The sequence below is a fragment of the Streptomyces sp. NPDC005791 genome (assembly GCF_042871485.1).
Lineage (GTDB): Bacteria > Actinomycetota > Actinomycetes > Streptomycetales > Streptomycetaceae > Streptomyces.
Window position 1 is genome coordinate 212,697 of record NZ_JBIAIP010000006.1, and the last position, 16,994, is coordinate 229,690.

The following is a 16,994-nucleotide window of genomic DNA, read 5'->3' on the forward strand; positions in this document are numbered from 1 at the left end:
GAGTCCGGTGGCACACTGCACTCTTGACTCACCGACACCCGCCGCCACAGAGCGTGCGCCGACCGGAGGGACGCGAGGGAAGCGCCCCGGGAACCGCTTCGCCAACCAGGTCCGAGAAGGGTTGTCATGACGTCGAAGCAGAGGACCGGATGCGCCCTCGCACTGACCACGGTGGGAGCGCTGAGCATGGCGCTCCTCTCCCCGGCAGCCGGTGCGGACACCGTACGACCGGAATGCCCGCGCGCTCTGGTCTGCGACTGGGTCCCCGCGGCCTACCAGCAGACCGGCGACCCGGCGGACAAGGACACCTACGGCAACTACGACACGGCGAACCGGCCCGACAGCAACGCCGTCAAGTTCATCGTCCTGCACGACACCGAGGTCGACTACGACACCACGCTGAGGATCTTCCAGAACCCGGCCAGTCAGTCCTCCGCCCACTACGTGGTGCGTTCGTCCGACGGTCATGTCACGCAGATGGTGAAGAACAAGGACGTCGCCTGGCAGGCGGGCAACTGGTACCTCAACACCCACTCCATCGGCATCGAGCAGGAGGGCGTCGCAGCCGAGGGCGCCACGTGGTACACCCCTGAGATGTACCGCTCGACCGCACGACTGGTGCGTCACCTGGCTGCGAAGTACGACATCCCACTCGACCGGCAGCACATCCTCGGCCACGACGGCGTGCCGCCCACCAGCGCGGCCGGCACGCACGGCATGCACTGGGACCCGGGCCCCTACTGGGACTGGAACCGCTTCATGGCGCTGCTCGGCAGGCCCACCGTGCCGAGCGCCCCCAGCGGCAGCGAACTGGTGACCGTCAGCGCGGACTTCACCGAGAACCAGCAGGAGTTCCGGGACTGTGCAAAAGGTGTCGACCTGCCCAGGCAGGGCAGCAGCGCGGTCCCGCTGCACACCGGGCCGTCCGCGGCCTCGCCGCTCTTCTCCGATCCGGGAGTGCACCCGGACGGCTCGCCGGGGACGAACTGCGCCGCGGACTGGGGAAGCAAGATCAACGCCACACAGCAGGCCGTCGTTGCCGACAGAGCACCCGGCTGGACGGCGATCTGGTGGTACGGCGAGAAGGCGTGGTTGCGTACCCCTCCTGGAAGCCGGGTCGTCAGCCCCACATCCGGCCATGTCGTGCGGCCTAAGGGAGGCAAGAGGGAAGTGCCCGTGTACGGCGTCGCCTACCCGGAGAAGGCGGAGTATCCGACGGACTTCGCCAAGCCGGCCGTGGGCGGTCCACTCGTCTACACGATCAAGACGGGGCAGGCCTTTCCCGGCGGTGGCGCGGCGCCCACCGGCTACTACTACGCACCGACGATCGACGCCTCGAAGCCGTACGACCATACGTACTTCCACGGAACGCGGACGTACATGACAGTCCAGATCGGTCACCGGATCGGCTTCGTGAGGGCGTCCGACGTCGATGTGGTGCGAGCCGGTTCCTGATCAGCGACTGAGACCCCGAACGGCGCGCTGCGGGACCCATGTGTCGGCACCGGTCCCGCAGCGCGCTTCCCCCGTGGGTCAGGCCGGTCGAACCGGCTGGTCAGCGTGTACCCACTGCTGCCCGCACGGCCCGCCGGGCCATCGCGCAGTCGTCGTGCAGCCTGCGTAGCAGCAGTCGTTGCTCCTCGCTGGAAGTCAGCACACCCTGCCGCGCCTGCCCGCCACCCGCGGCCGGCGCGCCCTCCCGCATGGCACGCTGCACAGCCGTCTCGTACGTACGGATCTCCCGGGTCAGCACGATCATGAGGTTGACCAGGAAGGCGTCACGGGCAGCGGCGCCCTTCGTCTGTGCCAGCTGGCTGATCTGCCGCCGTGACGCCGGTGCGTCACCGAGCACGGCCCAGAGCGTCGCCAGGTCGTACCCGGGCAGATACCAGCCGGCGTGCTCCCAGTCGACCAGCACGGGCCCGGTGGGCGGCAGCAGGATGTTCGAGAGCAGTGCGTCGCCGTGACAGAACTGGCCCATGCCCTGCCGACCACCCGCATGTGCCAGACCGTGCAGCAGTTTCTGCAGGTCGCCCAGATCACGATCGGTGAAGAGCCCCAACTCGTGATATCGGGCGATGCGTGAGGCGTAGTCCAAGGGCGCGTCGAACAGACCTGCCGCCGGCCTCCAGGCATTGACCTGGCTGACCGCTCCGAGAACGGCCCGTAGGTCCGCACGGGGCGGCGCTTCCGCGGGATGCCTCGTCAGAGCCGCGACACGGCCGGGCATCCGCTCGATCACCAGGGTGCAGTTCTCCGGGTCGGCGGCGATGAGCCGCGGGACCCGGACCGGCGGGCGGTGCCTGACGAACGCACGGTATGCCGCTATTTCGTGCCGGAACCGCTCCGTCCACGCGGGGGAGTGATCGAGTAAGCACTTGGCCACAGCGGTCGCGCGACCGGTGGTGCCCACGATGAGCACCGAACGCCCGCTGCGACGCAGCACCTGCACCGGATTGAACTCCGGGCAGATGCGGTGCACCGAGGCGATGGCCATCCGCAGCTGCGCGCCCTGCGCGCCGGACAGGTCCAGTCTTCCGCTGAGTGGTTGGGAGCCCGGCCCCGCCGCCCGCCGGGTCCGACCCGTGCCGGACGTCGGTGACACGGCGCGGGGGTCGAGATACGGCCCGCCGCCTGTCCCCAAGGGACGGAGCGGCCGGGGCGGGGCGGACACGGAGGACGATGCTGTGTACATGGGCGAGACAGATCCCTTCGTGCGCCGACAAGTTGCGTGCACCGCCCCGTCCGACGGCCGTTCGGCACCCTGGGGAGTACCTAGGGCTGCCGGGCGGGGTGGCGCTTTCCTACCTGACACCGGACGGCGGGTGGCACAACATCTAGCGACCCCTGGCGAACCCTGGCGAATATTCGCCGGGCATCGGCCAGGGAGCTAGGGTCAAGTCAGCCGAGAACCTGGGGGCTTGACGTGACCGGAGAACCCAACACCCGCCTGTCTGACCTGTTCGGCCTGGCCGGCTGGTCCAAGGGCGAACTCGCGAGAATGGTGAACAGGCAGGCGGCGGCCATGGGCCACCTCCAACTGGCCACCGACACCTCGCGGGTGCGGCGCTGGATCGACATGGGGGAGTCCCCCCGTGATCCTGTGCCCGAAGTGCTGGCGGCTCTGTTCACCGAGCGGCTCGGCCGTGTCGTGACCATCGAGGACCTCGGGTTCGGCCGGCGCGGGCGTGTGGGGAAGCGGCGAAAAGCCGGGACGGAAGACAATCCCGACGGTTTGCCGTGGGCGCCCGAACGGACGGCAGCGGTCCTCACCGAATTCACGGGAATGGACCTCATGCTCAACCGACGCGGCTTGGTGGGCGCGGGCGCCGCGCTCGCCGCTGGCTCAGCTCTCACCGGCGCCATGCACGACTGGCTGCACTCCGATCCGGCTCCGGCAGTACGGGGCCCCCGACACAATGATCCTCTGTACGCCGACAGTGCCGGCTTCGACCTCTACGAAGCCGCGCCCGTCGGATCCGAGGAGATCGAGGCTCTCGAGCGCTCGGTCGAGGTGTTCCGGGCCTGGGACGCCTCAAGAGGGGGCGGGCTCCAGCGCAAGGCCGTCGTGGGCCAGCTCAATGAAGTGGGCGGCATGCTCGCCTACCACCACCCCGAGCATCTGCAGCGCCGTCTCTGGGGTGTCGCCGCCAACCTCGCGGTGCTCGCCGGCTGGATGTCGCACGACGTCGGCCTCGAGCCCACCGCCCAGAAGTACTTCGTGATCGCCGCCCACGCGGCGCGTGAGGGCGGGGACCGTCCGCGCGCGGGTGAGGCACTCTCCCGCGCCGCCCGCCAGATGGTCCACCTCGGCCGACCGGACGACGCCCTGGACCTCATGAAGCTCGCCAAGTCCGGTTCCGGGGAGGAGACCCTGCCGCGCACCCGCGCCATGCTGCACACCATCGAGGCCTGGGCGCAGGCGGCGATGGGACGCGGGCAGGCCATGCGACGCACCCTGGGCGAGGCCGAAGAGCTCTTCGTCTCGGACAAGGGCGATGTGCCGTCGCCGAGTTGGATGCAGATGTTCGACGAGGCGGACATGCACGGGATGCAGGCTCTGGCCTTCCGTACGCTCGCCGAGCACGACCCGGGTGCGGCCACCACTGCCCAACGCCATGCCAAGCAGGCGCTCGCCCTGCGGATAAACGGTCGCCAGCGGTCCAAACTGTTCGACTACATCTCGCTCGCCTCGGCGTGCTTCATCGCCGACGACCCCGAACAGGCCGACCGCTACGCGCGGCTCGCCCTGGTGTCGATGGGGGAGACCTCCTCGCACCGGACCTGGGACCGGCTGCGCGAGATGTACCGGCTCACCGGTCAGTTCGCGGGTCACGCCAAGATCGAGGACCTGCGCGAGGAGATCGAACTCGTCCTGCCCCCCCGCGCGTCCAACAAGAAGGCCAGGGGCTCCCGGATCTGACCGGGCAGCGTCGTCGACGTACACACGGCGCGGGCCGTCCCGGGCCGGACAGATCAGCCGTGTCGCAGACCTCCCACAGGTACGGGGTGATCGAGCAGTTCCTCACGGCTCGACGCGGGCCACCAACAAGCAGGCATCGTCGATACGTTCGGTCGATCCGAGCTCCTCGACCAGGATCCGTACGCAGTCCTGTGCTGTACGGGCCCGCGCGAACCGAGGTGCCAGTCCCAGAAGCATTTCCGGGCCGGCGCTCCATTCGCTCCGTCGTGTCGACCCGTCGGTGTGCAGTACGAGCACGTCGCCCGGCAGCAGGTCCACCTGGTCCTGCTCGTAGGCGACTCCGGATGCCGCTCCGAGCAGCACCCCGTCCGGCGCGGGCAGAGGACGCCCCTCTCCGTTGCGGAAGAGCAGCGGCGCGGGGTGGCCCGCCTGCGCCCAGACGAGTGTGCCGCTCGCGGAGTCGAAACGGCAGCAGACGGCGCTGCCCAGGGCAGGCTGCGCCGAGCATTCGATCAGCTCGTTCAGATGGCCCATGACCGTTCCCGGGGCGAGGCCCGCCACGGCCATACCGCGCAGCGCGCCCAGCAGCATCGCCATGGCCGAGGTGGCCGGGATCCCGTGGCCGGTGAGGTCACCGACGGTGAGCAGGGTCTGGCCGTCCGGCAGCGGCAGCGCGTCGTACCAGTCGCCGCCGATCAGGTCGCTCGACCCCGACGGCAGGTAATGGGCCGCGAGGTCCAGGCCGCTCGCGCCCTGGCCGGACATCGGCAGCGAGCCGCGCCACGGTGGAAGGACTGCCTCGTGCAGTTCCACTGCCATCCGGTGTTCGGTCCTGGCCACCTGTTCCTGGCGTCGCACAGTGTCCCGAGTCCTGCTCACGATGTGCTGGCCGCGCCGCAGCCTGCTGACGTCGCGCAGGACGGCCCACATCGAAGCGGTGCAGCCGTCCGCGTCGAGAACGGGTTCACCCATCATGTGCAGTGTGCGCATACCGCCGTCGGGCAGCAGGATCCGGAATTCGCCGTCCATGGGCCTGCCGTCCACCAGACAGTCGGTCACCATCGCGGTCAGAAGGGGCTGGTCCTCCGCGAGGAGCAGGGACGGCAGCTCGTCGAGGGACAGCGCTCCTGTTCCCGGGGCCCTGCCGAAGATCTGATACAGCTCGTCGGACCAGCTGACCTCATCGGTGAGCAGATTCCACTCGGCACTGCCCACTCTGCTGAGGAGCGAGCCCGTCGGCGACGCGGTCGGTGCCTCCGCGGAGTCCTCTCCCACGGGCTCGGCGGCCGTGGCACGGGGGATGCCGTCCCGTAGCTGTCCCAGGTGCTCACCGAGGTCGTCGAGCTGATGGACGGCGAGTTCGCAGAGAGCTCGCTGCCAGCGCAGCTGCGGATCGTCGTCGTCGGTCACGGAACTGTCGCGCCGCACGGCGTCCACATCGCCGCGCAGCAGTCGGGTCCGGTTGATCAGGGCATCGACGGCGTCCCGCTCGGGCGGCTGGGGGGCGGGGCGGTCCGCAGACAGATGGGACGGCATCTGGTACTCCGATACAGGCGGTACGGCCGGTTCGTGGGGTGGACCGAACACGACTGTTGCACAGGCTTACGAGCCCCGTAAGGGGTTTGGCGACACTCGGCACGTTCTTGCTTCCGGCATATGCCGTCGGCTGACTGAGGTGAGGGTGCGACCAATACCCTCGCGTTCGACGGGGAGTTGACGCAAGTCGCCCGGCGCGAGCCGATCGGCGTACGCCCGCGCGTGCGGTCCTGCGCGGCTCGCACCGGTCGGGATCAGTGCATATGTGGAGGTGTGGACCGACGGCAGGTACGGCCGATCAAGCCGTGAGTCGCTGAAGGGTTCGACGTGCCGCTCGAGGGTACGTCGGGCACTCATTCGACAGCGGGAATGAGGGTGCACTCGTTCGTGTTGGGGGAGTCAGAAGCAAAAACGACACCCATTCCCATTACGGGGGCGGGGTCGGAACCCTGTCTGGAGGTCCCATGGCGCGCAGTGAGACCAGGCCCGTCGTCCTGCTCCGGTCCACCGCCGGAACCGGCCACACCTATGTGACGCGTAAGAGCCGGCGCAACGACCCCGACCGGCTGGAGCTGCGGAAGTTCGACCCGGCCGCAGGGCGTCATGTCGTGTTCCGCGAGGCCCGCTGACGATCGACGGCATCACCTTGCCGCAGCCGGAGGCGCCCCGACCTGCGTAGTCGTGGTGTGGATCACACCCCAGGGGGCCGATGTACGGGAACGGCGCACGGTGTTTTATCGTTCATCTATACGTGGGAGTGAGGGCCGGAACCCGCTGAACGGAGTCCGCCTTCACGTCCGCACACAAGCCGCCCCGGCTGGATTCCCCCGATCCGGCCGGGGCTTCCCCTTTGTCACCCGCTGCGGCCCACGCTCACATGGTCCGTGTGAGGTCTTCCGCGTAGAACTCGATGGCTGGACGGTACTGCTGAACATGGGGGCTGTCGCTCGTCGTCGCTACCAGGCGCAGCAGGAGCCGCATGGCCTCGTGGTGCTCACCGGTGTTGAACAGGGCCATGGACAGGAAGGTCCGTAGCGCGCCGTCGTCCGGGAATTCCGATACCCCACGCCGGAGCGTCTCGACGGCCTGTCCGAACCTGCCCAGGACGCGGTAGGTACTGCCGAGACCCAGGAGGGCTCCGCGGCGCTGCTCCTCGGACAGGCCGTCGCCCTGCAGGCACCGCTCGTAGTACGGCACGGCCTCGGCCTCCAGACCGAGCACGTCATGGACCCAGGCCGTCTGATAGGCGACGTCCACGGCGTCGGGGAACGTGGCGGTGAGGGTGAGAAGGCGTTCCCTGGCTTGTTCGGGATGGCCCTGCTCCCGCAACCGCACGGCTTCCGCCAGCAGTTCGTCCTTCTTCTGTGTGCTCATGCGCACATGGTCGCACCCGGCGCCGGGTGTGGCCGTCAGGGTTCGGGGAACTCGTTCCGCCATGACAGCAGAGGCAGATCGTAGTGCACGGCGCAGGAATGTCGGACGTGTGCTGCTGCGCGCGGCAGCGCTGATCGCCGCGTTCGTGGCGCTCGTCGCGTTCTCCGTGGTCCTGGCGAAGGTGACGCTCACACCGTCCCCGGCGTCGGAGGACGTCGTGACGTCCAATCTGAGCCCCGGGCGGTCCCTGCGCCAGTACGCGCAGGACTACACCTTTCTTGGCGCGTGCAAGCAGGCCGGTGGAAATCTCCTGCTCGGCACACCGTTCGGCGTGCTGTTGCCGATTCTTGTGCCGCGCCGGCTCCGGATGCTCCGGATGACTGTGCTGACCGTCCTGGTCATGGCGGTCGTCGAGCTCATCCAGGGCGCGCTCGTGGTGGGACGGGCCTTCGACATCGATGACGTCATCCTCAACACGGCCGGCGCGCTGCTGGGGTACGCGGTGGTGGGACGCCGCATCAGCCACCGTTATCACGCGCTCACGGACGAACCGGCCGCCGTGGAGACGGCTGACACCGCGAAGCCCGCACCGCGGACCCCCGCCAGGACCGCACCGGCTGACAGGAGGACCGTGCGGCGGGGTGGCGGGAGCGGGGCCGAGCCCGCCGCACGCCGAAGCGCGTCCGCGCCGGTGGCTCGCGGACGCGCTCTGCTCGACAGGTGGCGCAGCCGTCGGGAGGGCCCGGGCGGGGGAGCGCCCGGTCCCCGCCGACATGGGGCCTAGAGCGCCGGGTAGGCGTTCTTCATGAGCTCCTGGAACTGGGCGGAGAACCACTTCCCGGAGACGGGGGCGTTGCCCAGGGCGCCGGACATGTTGTTGTTGTTGCGGGCGTTACCCGTGTACGTCGGGTCGCACATCCGGTCGAATCCCTTGCCCTCGTTGTTCGGGATCTCCTTGCTGGATCCGTCCGACTCCCCCGGCGGCTTCATCCAGACGTACGCGTCGATGCCGGCTTCCGGGGCCGCCTGCGGCCGCTCGCCGAGGCCGGCGCCGGACTGGTTGCACCAGTTGCCCAGGTGGATGCGCCGGTCGTAGCGCCCGCCGTCCACATAGGTGTCGACGCTGGTGGTGGCGCCCGGACCGCTGGGCCGGTCAGCACCGCCCCAGCCGTTGCGCGAGGTGTCGATCAGCATGCCGATGCCGGAGTTGAAGCCGACCGAGACCAGCTCGTTGCGGAACGCCTGGGCGAACGACAGCTCGTCCGTGTAGCGGTTCCAGTCGACCCACTTGGACTGTCGTACGGAAGTACCGTTCACGGCGTCGCCGATGGAGAAGTTCTCCTCCTTGAGGGCGCTGTAGTTGGCCGTGTTGGTGATGAAGCCGTGCACGTCGTTGACGGTCGCGCCCTCAGCGGTCGCGGCTTGGTGGAAGATGTCGGCGGAGGCGCCGAAGTTGTCGTCCCAGCCGATCCAGCCATGGTGGCCCGCGTCGATGTAGTTGTAGACGTTCGGCGCGTCGCCGAGCTTGTTGAGCGCGTAGCCGACGCCCTTGACGTAGTTGCCGTTGGCCTTCATGACGTCACAGGCGGGCGTGGCGGTGGGCCGGCCGCCCGCGTTGGTGACGAGGTTGGGCAGGGAGTCGATCTCGACGGTGGTGACGATACGCAGACCCGCGTACTTCTCGTCGGCGAGGATGGCCGCGATCGGGTCGATGTACTCGGTCTTGTACCGGCCGATCTCGGTGGGGCCGAGCTCGCCGTTGGAGGCGAGGGCCGCACAGTCGCGGCCGGGCAGGTTGTAGATGACCAGCTGGACGACGAGTTCGCCGGAGCCCTTCTGGGTCAACGCCTCATCCAGGTGGTCACGCAGGCCCATTCCGCCGTTGGCGCCTTCTATGGCGGCGATGCGGTCGAGCCACACACCCGTCGGCTGGTCGGCGATCCGGCTGCCGCCCGGTTCGGCTGCGGCGTTCTCCGACCACTCCGGGTTCACATAGACCTTGGCGCCCTGATAGGGGTTGTCCGCCTGCTCGCCCGCGGGCGGATCGGTCGGGTCCGGGGGATCGGTCGGCCCCGTGGTGCCTCCGTCGCAGGTGACGCCGTTCAGCTTGAAGGTCGCGGGCACGGTGCTGTTGCCGTTGCCGGTCGCGTTGAAGCCGAAGGTGGCGGAGGAACCGGTGGCCAGTGCGGCGTTGTAGCCGGCGTCCTTCGCGGTGACGGTGGTGCCGCTCTGCGAGACGGTGGCGTTCCAGCCCTGGCTGACCTGCTCGCCGCCCGCGAACGACCACTGCAGCTGCCAGCCGGATACGGCGTCGCCCAGGTTCTTGACGCTGACCGAGGCGGTGAGGCCACCGTTCCACTGGTTCTGGATCTTGTAATCGACTGTGCAGCCTGCTGCTGCTGCGGCGGAGGCCCCGAAGGGAGCCACCGCCGCAGCGGAGCCCGCCGCGGCGGCGACGAGTGCTCCTGCGGCTATGAGCGCCGTTCGGGACCGGCGCAGGGTGGTGCGGCTCGTGCGGCTCATACGAATTCCGTTTCCTCAGCTGTCGAGGGCGCGCAGGCGATCACGCAGCCCGATTCCGTACGGGGTGGGGATACCGTCGTAGTCGCTGATCAAGGACCGGGCCGTGGAGCGGTCCTGGGTGGTACAGGGTGGGGACGGGGATACGCCGGACCGATGGAGCCGGTCGGATCCGAGGTGCGGAGCGCGCTGCCGGCCATGTCGGGCACTGCTCCGGGAAGCAGTCCGAACAGGTGCGGCACGTGCGGGGAACGGTGCTCGCAGATCGGACGTGCCCCCTACGGCACGTCGACTGTGGAACCGCTCCCACTGGTGTGGCTTGACGTTAGAGCGTCAAGTGGTGTCGGTCAACACACCAGTTCCCAACTCTTGTTGTCGAAATTATTCGACTCTTCAAGTGTCTTGACTCTCTTTTTCCTCGTCCCCATGCTGGGAGCGCTCCCACTGGTTCAAGGCTTGTGCTCAACCCTGCACACCCCCCATATCGCCGAGCCGCGAGGAGGTACTGCGCATGCCATCGGGACGCGCACGAAGAACCTGGTTACCGAGGAGACCCGGAAGAACCGGAACCGGGAGACGACGGTTGTGGACCGCGCTCGTGGCGGCATCGGCCCTCCCCGTGGGAATGACAGCGGCAGCCGGCGCACCGGCTCAGGCGGCAGCCGTCCAATGCAGCGTCGACTACAGGACCAATGACTGGGGCTCGGGCTTCAGTGCCGAACTGACCGTCACCAACAGGAGTTCCGCCGCTATCGACGGCTGGACCCTGACCTACGACTACACCGGCAACCAGAAGCTCGCCAACGGCTGGAACGGGAACTGGACCCAGGCGGGCAGGACCGTCACCGTCAAGAACGCGAGCTGGAACGGCTCCGTCGCAGCCGGGGCCGCTGTCACGACGGGTGCGCAATTCACCTACAGCGGTACCAACGCCGCGCCGTCGGCCTTCGCGATCAACGGCACGGCGTGCGTGGGTGCTCACCAGCCGCCCATCACCGTCCTCACCAGTCCGGCGCCGGGTGCCGTCTTCTCCGCCGGTGACACCGTCCCCCTGGCCGCCACCGCGGCGGCCGCCGACGGGGCAGGGATCAACAAGGTCGAGTTCTACGACGACACCGAGCTGCTCGGCACGGACACCACGTCTCCCTACACCTTCGACGCCGAAGGGCTGTCCGTCGGCGGCCACTCGGTGTACGCCAGGGCGTACGACAACCTCGGCGCATCGGCGGAGTCGACCCCGGCGGGTATCACTGTCGTCGCAGGTCCGGCCGTGGTCGCCACGCCTTCGCAACTGGGCGTCAAACAGAGCGAGTCGGCGACTTTCGACGTCAGACTCTCCACCGCACCCTCCTCGGCGGTCACCGTCACGGTGGCACGAACCGCCGGCAACTCGGGCTTGAGCGTCACCGGCGGCGCGAGCCTCACCTTCACGCCGTCGAACTGGTCCACGGCCCAGAAGGTGACCGTCTCGGCCGACGCATCCGGTACGGGAGCCGCGACCTTCACGGTGACGGCTCCGGGCCACAGCACGGCCGAGGTCACCGTCACCCAGGTCGCGGCGGCGAAGGACTACGACGCGCGCTTCCTCGACCTGTACGGAAAGATCACGGACCCGGCGAACGGCTACTTCTCCTCGGAGGGCATTCCCTACCACTCCGTCGAGACCCTGATCGTCGAGGCCCCCGACCACGGACACGAGACGACGTCGGAGGCGTACAGCTATCTGATCTGGCTCCAGGCGATGTACGGAAAGATCACCGGTGACTGGGAGAAGTTCAACGGCGCGTGGGAAACCATGGAGACGTACATGATCCCCACCCACGCCGACCAGCCCACGAACGGCTCGTACAACGCCTCGAAGCCCGCCACCTACGCACCCGAGCACGACACGCCCGATGAGTACCCGGCCGTCCTCGACGGCTCGGCGGCCTCCGGCTCGGACCCGATCGCCTCGGAGCTGAAGAGCGCGTACGGCACCGACGACATCTACGGCATGCACTGGATCCAGGATGTCGACAACGTATACGGGTACGGCAACACCCCCGGGAAGTGTTCGGCCGGCTCCACCGAGACAGGGCCTTCGTACATCAACACCTTCCAGCGCGGGGCACAGGAGTCGGTCTGGGAGACCGTGACCCACCCGACCTGCGACAACTTCACCTATGGCGGTGACAACGGTTACCTGGACCTGTTCACCGGGGACGCCTCCTACGCCAAGCAGTGGAAGTTCACCAACGCACCGGACGCGGACGCCCGTGCCGTGCAGGCCGCCTACTGGGCCGACGTCTGGGCGAAGGAGCAGGGCAAGTCGGGCGAGGTCTCGGCGACCGTCGCCAAGGCGGCGAAGATGGGCGACTACCTCCGCTACGCGATGTTCGACAAGTACTTCAAGAAGGTGGGCAACTGCGTCGGCCCGACCACCTGCCCCGCCGGCAGCGGCAAGGACAGCGCGCACTACCTGATGTCCTGGTACTACGCCTGGGGCGGTGCCACCGACACCTCGGCTGCCTGGTCCTGGCGCATCGGATCCAGCCACGCCCACGGCGGCTACCAGAACCCCATGGCGGCCTACGCGCTGAGCTCCGTCGCCGACCTCAAGCCCAGGTCGGCGACCGGACAGCAGGACTGGGCCAAGAGCCTGGACCGGCAGATGGACTTCTACCAGTGGCTCCAGTCCGACGAGGGAGCCATCGCGGGCGGTGCGACCAACAGCTGGAAGGGCAGCTACGCCCAGCCCCCGGCCGGTACTCCGACCTTCCACGGCATGTACTACGACGAGAAGCCCGTCTACCACGATCCCCCGTCGAATCAGTGGTTCGGCTTCCAGGCGTGGTCCATGGAGCGCGTCGCGGAGTACTACCACGAGTCGGGCGACGCCCAGGCCAAAGCCGTGCTCGACAAGTGGGTCGACTGGGCCCTGTCCGAGACGACCATCAACCCGGACGGCACCTATCTCATGCCGTCCACCCTCAAGTGGTCGGGGGCGCCCGACACGTGGAACGCGTCGAGTCCGGGTGCCAACTCCGGACTGCACGTCACGGTCGCCGACTACACCAACGACGTCGGGGTGGCCGGCGCCTATGCCAGGACGCTGACCTACTACGCCGCCAAGTCCGGTGACACCGAGGCCAAGGCAACAGCCGAAGGGCTGCTCGACGGCATGTGGAGCCACTATCAGGACGACGCAGGCGTCGCGGTCCCCGAGACCCGCGCCGACTACAACCGGTTCGACGACCCGGTGTACGTCCCGAACGGCTGGACGGGCGCGATGCCCAACGGTGACACCATCGACAACGACTCGACGTTCCTCTCGATCCGGTCGTTCTACGAGGACGATCCGAACTGGCCGAAGGTGCAGGCCTACCTGGACGGCGGGGCCGCTCCGGTCTTCACCTACCACCGGTTCTGGGCACAGACCGACGTCGCACTGGCCCTGGGGGCGTATGCCGACCTCCTGGAGTGAGTGAACGCGTCACCCCAGGGGTTCCGGCCGCCGGCCACAAGCCGGCGGCCGGAACCCCGCTCGTCCGGCCGGGGCCTCGCGTGACCCCGACGGCGGGAGGCATGATCACGCGATGACATGGACAGCTCCTGCAGCCACCCGCACCACCGGACCGCTCGCCGGCGGTGAACGCGAGACACTGACCTCCTTCCTGGCCTTCTACCGCAGCACACTGCTGCGCAAATGCGCGGGCCTGACGGGCCGACAGCTCGCCGAGCAGACCGTCGAGCCATCCCGTCTGACCCTGCTCGGCCTGATCCGGCACATGGCCAAGGTCGAACGCATCTGGTTCCGCGAGGGGCTCGCGGGCCTGACGGCACCCCCGATGTACGACCCGGACAAGGGCAAGGACGCGGACTTCGAGGACCTCTCACCGGACCGGGCCCCCGACGACTACGCCCGGCTCGTCGAGGAGATCCGCCTCGCCGACGAGGCAGCCGCGGCCGCGTCACTCGACACCACCTTCGCCCGGCAAGGCTCTGTCTACTCACTGCGCACGGTGTACGTGCACATGATCGCCGAATACGCGCGCCACATCGGGCACGCCGACCTGCTGAGAGAACGTCTGGACGGCACCACGGGTGCCTGAGTCCGCCCAAGCCTCGGACAACAGCCACGGTCCCGTACAGGATCTGGCGTAATCTGCCGGCCGGCCGGACTGAAACCGGCGGACGGGGTCACACGGAAGACATGACGTCCACCGACGTAAGGACAGAAGGCACCGGGGACCCGGGCTGCGGCGGCACGCCGCGTCGCCGCGCCCCTCTGCGAGGATGCCTGCCGTTCGCCGGCGTGTGCGCGGCGGCGCTCGTCCTGCTGGTCCTCGGCTCCAGGATCAGCCTGCTACCGGGGTTCGGTGGTCTCTTCGAGGAGGAGACCACCGACCGCTCCGGGCCCGCAGTGCTCAAGTCCATCCAGGACATGAGCGCGTACGAGGCCGCGTCCGGCAACTTCCAGGTCGTCGTCGACCTGGAGAAGGATGCCAAGTTCCTGCCCGACGCCATCCGGGGCACCAGGACGCTGTACGTCGGCGCGGGCACCGTCGGAGCCTCCGTCGACCTCGGCAAGGTCGGGCCCGACGGCGTGAGCGTCAACGAGGACCGCACCACGGCCGAACTCGTCCTGCCTCGCGCCGTGCTGGGCAAGCCCGCCCTGGACCCGGACCGTTCCTACGCCGTGTCCAAGCAGCGTGGCCTCCTCGACCGGCTCGGCGACTTCTTCTCCGACAACCCCGGCAGCGAGCAGGCAGTCAACAAGCTGGCGGCCCGGCACATCGGAGAGGCCGCCCAGGAGAGCGGCCTCACGGAACGGGCCGAGAAGAACACCGCCTCCATGCTCAAGGGCCTGCTCGGTTCACTCGGATTCGACACGGTCACCGTGCGTTACACCGATCCGTCGGGCTGACCCCCCGTCTCCACCAACCCGGGTGGCCTGCCCCACCCTCGCCGGAGCGAGGCCCGACACCCGCGATGCCGCTACCCCGGGTGACCACCGCGACTACGAGGTGGCCGAGCCGTACGGGCTCTCGCAGGGCAGCATCGCGACGCAACATCAAGCGGTTGTTCGACCACGTCCACCTCACTGCCGCGGGCGCGCAGTACCGGCTGTGGAACACCGGGGGGAGCGCGCGGCACTTCGGGCGGCAGGTGTGGCCGACGGCCATCACCGGCATCGAAGGTGTGCACGAACCGGCTCCCACACCACCGGACTTCCCGCATCCGGGGAAGTCCCCGACGGGGTCGTGGGAGACCGGCGCCTGCGAACGCGGCACATACGAAATGATCGCCCGCCACCCGGACGAGGCGTCGGCCTGCGTGCACCTTTCGCGCCTGCTCGTCCGACGGCTGCGGCACTTGCCGTAACGGCGCGTTTCCTCGGTCAGCGGTACGCAGCGCCGGACGATGGTCGCGCGGACCGGCTCCGAAGTCCGAGGAGAACACCATCTCGCAGCCCGCTGCCGAGCCCTCCACCACCGTTCCCGGAGCGGTCCACCGGCTGGTGGACGTCCCCGGAGGCCGGAGCCATCTCCTGGAACAGGGGACCGGCCCCCTCGTCCTCATGTTCCACGGATTTCCCAAGACCTCGTACTCCTGGCGTCACCATCTGTCCGCCGTTGCCGCGGCGGGCTTCCGTGCGGTCGCTGTCGACGCACGCGGCTACGGTCGGTGCTCGGCCCCCGGCCCGGACATGTTCACGGCCGCAGCCATGCTCAGCGCCCCGCTGAGGTCAACGCCCTGCTGACGAAGTGGCCGCACACCGTGCACGCGTGACGGCGCGTGTCGAAGTCGGGGCCCCACCCACGGACCGGCCATGGTGGTCGTATGAACAGTGCAGGCATTCTCGCCGATGCGTTCGAACGTATCCATGAAGCGGTCCACGCCGCCGTCGAAGATCTCCCTCCCGAGGACCTCAACGCCCGGCTCGACGACGAGGCGAATACCATCGCCTGGCTCGTGTGGCACCTCACACGCGTCCAGGACGATCACGTCGCCGACGCGGCGGGGACCCAGCAGATCTGGTTCGCGAAGGACTGGGCGTCCCGCTTCGAACTGCCCCTCGAGAAGGGCTCGACCGGCTACGGCCACAGCAGCGCGGAGGTGGGGGCCGTGAAGGTGGCCTCGGGCGATCTCCTCCTCGGCTACTTCGACGCCGTGCACGAACACACCCTCGCGTTCGTCCGGGGACTCGACGGCCGTGCCCTGGACCGCATCGTGGACGAGGCGTGGTCACCGCCGGTGACCCTCGGTGTGCGGCTGATCAGCGTCATCGGGGACGACCTGCAGCACGCCGGTCAGGCGGCATTCGTCCGAGGCGCGCTGGAGCGCCGTCAGCAGGCCGCGGATCCGGTGCGGGCGTAGTGTCCCGGGCTGGTCCCGACCACACGCTTGAAGTGCCGGGAGAAGTGGGACTGGTCGTAGAAGCCGGCCGAGGCCGCGACCTCCGGCGCCCGCATACCACCCAGCAGCAGACGCCGGGACAGATCGACGCGGCGCCCCGTCAGGTACTGGTGCGGGGCCATGCCGAACTCCTGGCTGAAGGCACGCACCAGGTGCGTGTGATGGGTGTGCAGCCGCTCCGCCGCCTCGCGGAGCGTCAGCCCTTCGACGTAGCGTTCGTCGAGCAGATCCCGGAGCGCGTGCGCGACCCGGCGGTCGGGCACCTGCGGTGCGGCCGCCTCGTCGCGCAGGTGCCCGGCGAGCCGTTCGGAGACGAGCGCGAGACGGCTCTGCGCCTCCCACTCGTCCCCGGGGCGCTCGAGTGTCCGGTGGAGTTGGTCGACACGCCGGCGCAGACGCGGATCCCGCAGCACCGGCCGGTCGACCGCGCGCCCGACGAGATTCGCGTCGATCTGTGCGGTGTTCAGGTACAGGACACGCTTGCGGAACCCTCCAGGTGTCGCCGCATCGCCGTTGTGCGGAACGTGCGGGGGCAGCAGCGTCACCACCGAACTGGGCGCCCCGTGCTCATGGCGGTCCAGGTCGTAACGGACCATTCCCTCGTCGACGATGAGCAGCGTCCATGCGTCATGCGTGTGCATGGGATACGCGTGATCGGCGAAGTGTGCGTGGAAGACCTCGTCGATTCCCTCGACGCGCGGACGCCACGCGGTGATGTCCGGACGTGCACCCATGGAGGAAG

Annotated in this window: 15 protein-coding genes; 10 read left to right on the top strand and 5 right to left on the bottom strand. The window is 68.8% G+C overall.

The window, feature by feature from the left end; genetic code table 11:
* The first annotated feature begins 126 nt into the window (after nt 1–126).
* Nucleotides 127–1,455, top strand: coding sequence for a peptidoglycan recognition family protein (locus ACFYSH_RS14395; RefSeq protein ID WP_359468661.1), 1,329 nt, complete (start codon nt 127–129; stop codon nt 1,453–1,455).
* A 100-nt stretch (nt 1,456–1,555) separates the two neighbouring features.
* Here ACFYSH_RS14395 and ACFYSH_RS14400 read toward each other — a convergent pair whose 3' ends face one another.
* Complete coding sequence (locus tag ACFYSH_RS14400) at nt 1,556–2,695, bottom strand: aminoglycoside phosphotransferase family protein (RefSeq protein ID WP_359468664.1); 1,140 nt, start codon at nt 2,693–2,695, stop codon at nt 1,556–1,558.
* A gap of 231 nt (nt 2,696–2,926) precedes the next feature.
* Here ACFYSH_RS14400 and ACFYSH_RS14405 point away from each other — a divergent pair, with 231 nt between their 5' ends.
* The gene (locus tag ACFYSH_RS14405) at nt 2,927–4,423 is read left to right on the top strand and encodes a hypothetical protein (protein WP_359468666.1); all 1,497 of its coding nucleotides are present in this window, start codon (nt 2,927–2,929) and stop codon (nt 4,421–4,423) included.
* Nucleotides 4,424–4,525: 102 nt separating this feature from the next.
* Here ACFYSH_RS14405 and ACFYSH_RS14410 read toward each other — a convergent pair whose 3' ends face one another.
* On the bottom strand, nt 4,526–5,959 hold the full coding sequence (locus ACFYSH_RS14410; RefSeq protein ID WP_359468668.1) for a SpoIIE family protein phosphatase: 1,434 nt from the start codon (nt 5,957–5,959) through the stop codon (nt 4,526–4,528).
* Between the two features lie 464 nt (nt 5,960–6,423).
* On the opposite strand from ACFYSH_RS14410, the gene rpmG reads away from it, so the two are divergent.
* Nucleotides 6,424–6,588, top strand: a complete 165-nt coding sequence (gene rpmG / locus ACFYSH_RS14415) for a 50S ribosomal protein L33 (RefSeq protein WP_103515106.1) — start codon at nt 6,424–6,426, stop codon at nt 6,586–6,588.
* A 244-nt stretch (nt 6,589–6,832) separates the two neighbouring features.
* Here rpmG and ACFYSH_RS14420 read toward each other — a convergent pair whose 3' ends face one another.
* Nucleotides 6,833–7,333 carry a tetratricopeptide repeat protein gene (locus ACFYSH_RS14420; RefSeq protein ID WP_359468672.1) on the bottom strand — a complete coding sequence of 167 codons (501 nt, stop codon included), beginning with the start codon at nt 7,331–7,333 and terminating at the stop codon, nt 6,833–6,835.
* Between the two features lie 61 nt (nt 7,334–7,394).
* On the opposite strand from ACFYSH_RS14420, the gene ACFYSH_RS14425 reads away from it, so the two are divergent.
* The gene (locus ACFYSH_RS14425) at nt 7,395–8,117 is read left to right on the top strand and encodes a VanZ family protein (protein WP_359468675.1); all 723 of its coding nucleotides are present in this window, start codon (nt 7,395–7,397) and stop codon (nt 8,115–8,117) included.
* Here the strand turns inward: ACFYSH_RS14425 and ACFYSH_RS14430 are convergent.
* The gene (locus ACFYSH_RS14430) at nt 8,114–9,856 is read right to left on the bottom strand and encodes a glycoside hydrolase family 6 protein (protein ID WP_388752577.1); all 1,743 of its coding nucleotides are present in this window, start codon (nt 9,854–9,856) and stop codon (nt 8,114–8,116) included. The genes ACFYSH_RS14425 and ACFYSH_RS14430 overlap by 4 nt on opposite strands.
* A gap of 508 nt (nt 9,857–10,364) precedes the next feature.
* Between ACFYSH_RS14430 and ACFYSH_RS14435 the strand changes: the two genes are divergently transcribed.
* The 6 genes from ACFYSH_RS14435 to ACFYSH_RS14460 all read left to right on the top strand — a co-directional run bounded on the left by ACFYSH_RS14435 (nt 10,365) and on the right by ACFYSH_RS14460 (nt 16,213).
* A complete protein-coding gene (locus ACFYSH_RS14435; protein ID WP_388752580.1) occupies nt 10,365–13,316 on the top strand; it encodes a glycoside hydrolase family 48 protein in 2,952 nt (983 codons plus the stop codon).
* A 112-nt stretch (nt 13,317–13,428) separates the two neighbouring features.
* Nucleotides 13,429–13,944, top strand: a complete 516-nt coding sequence (locus ACFYSH_RS14440; protein WP_359466478.1) for a DinB family protein — start codon at nt 13,429–13,431, stop codon at nt 13,942–13,944.
* 101 nt (nt 13,945–14,045) lie between these two features.
* Nucleotides 14,046–14,759, top strand: coding sequence for a DUF4230 domain-containing protein (locus tag ACFYSH_RS14445; RefSeq protein WP_359466479.1), 714 nt, complete (start codon nt 14,046–14,048; stop codon nt 14,757–14,759).
* Nucleotides 14,760–14,914: 155 nt separating this feature from the next.
* A complete protein-coding gene (locus ACFYSH_RS14450; protein ID WP_388752584.1) occupies nt 14,915–15,217 on the top strand; it encodes a hypothetical protein in 303 nt (100 codons plus the stop codon).
* Between the two features lie 79 nt (nt 15,218–15,296).
* The gene (locus tag ACFYSH_RS14455) at nt 15,297–15,596 is read left to right on the top strand and encodes an alpha/beta fold hydrolase (protein WP_359466857.1); all 300 of its coding nucleotides are present in this window, start codon (nt 15,297–15,299) and stop codon (nt 15,594–15,596) included.
* A gap of 80 nt (nt 15,597–15,676) precedes the next feature.
* Nucleotides 15,677–16,213, top strand: coding sequence for a DUF664 domain-containing protein (locus ACFYSH_RS14460; protein ID WP_359466480.1), 537 nt, complete (start codon nt 15,677–15,679; stop codon nt 16,211–16,213).
* Here the strand turns inward: ACFYSH_RS14460 and ACFYSH_RS14465 are convergent.
* Nucleotides 16,183–16,986, bottom strand: coding sequence for an AraC family transcriptional regulator (locus ACFYSH_RS14465; RefSeq protein WP_359466482.1), 804 nt, complete (start codon nt 16,984–16,986; stop codon nt 16,183–16,185). The two genes, ACFYSH_RS14460 and ACFYSH_RS14465, sit on opposite strands and share 31 nt — an antisense overlap.
* Nucleotides 16,987–16,994: the final 8 nt, after the last annotated feature.

Excerpts from the sequence above, each read along its gene's own strand:
- ACFYSH_RS14395 (WP_359468661.1), top strand. The coding sequence starts at position 127 with ATGACGTCGAAGCAGAGGACCGGATGCGCCCTCGCACTGACCACGGTG.
- ACFYSH_RS14400 (WP_359468664.1), bottom strand. The coding sequence starts at position 2,695 with ATGTACACAGCATCGTCCTCCGTGTCCGCCCCGCCCCGGCCGCTCCGT.
- ACFYSH_RS14410 (WP_359468668.1), bottom strand. The coding sequence starts at position 5,959 with ATGCCGTCCCATCTGTCTGCGGACCGCCCCGCCCCCCAGCCGCCCGAG.
- rpmG (WP_103515106.1), top strand. The coding sequence starts at position 6,424 with ATGGCGCGCAGTGAGACCAGGCCCGTCGTCCTGCTCCGGTCCACCGCC.
- ACFYSH_RS14420 (WP_359468672.1), bottom strand. The coding sequence starts at position 7,333 with ATGAGCACACAGAAGAAGGACGAACTGCTGGCGGAAGCCGTGCGGTTG.
- ACFYSH_RS14425 (WP_359468675.1), top strand. The coding sequence starts at position 7,395 with ATGACAGCAGAGGCAGATCGTAGTGCACGGCGCAGGAATGTCGGACGT.
- ACFYSH_RS14430 (WP_388752577.1), bottom strand. The coding sequence starts at position 9,856 with ATGAGCCGCACGAGCCGCACCACCCTGCGCCGGTCCCGAACGGCGCTC.
- ACFYSH_RS14435 (WP_388752580.1), top strand. The coding sequence starts at position 10,365 with ATGCCATCGGGACGCGCACGAAGAACCTGGTTACCGAGGAGACCCGGA.
- ACFYSH_RS14440 (WP_359466478.1), top strand. The coding sequence starts at position 13,429 with ATGACATGGACAGCTCCTGCAGCCACCCGCACCACCGGACCGCTCGCC.
- ACFYSH_RS14445 (WP_359466479.1), top strand. The coding sequence starts at position 14,046 with ATGACGTCCACCGACGTAAGGACAGAAGGCACCGGGGACCCGGGCTGC.
- ACFYSH_RS14460 (WP_359466480.1), top strand. The coding sequence starts at position 15,677 with ATGAACAGTGCAGGCATTCTCGCCGATGCGTTCGAACGTATCCATGAA.
- ACFYSH_RS14465 (WP_359466482.1), bottom strand. The coding sequence starts at position 16,986 with ATGGGTGCACGTCCGGACATCACCGCGTGGCGTCCGCGCGTCGAGGGA.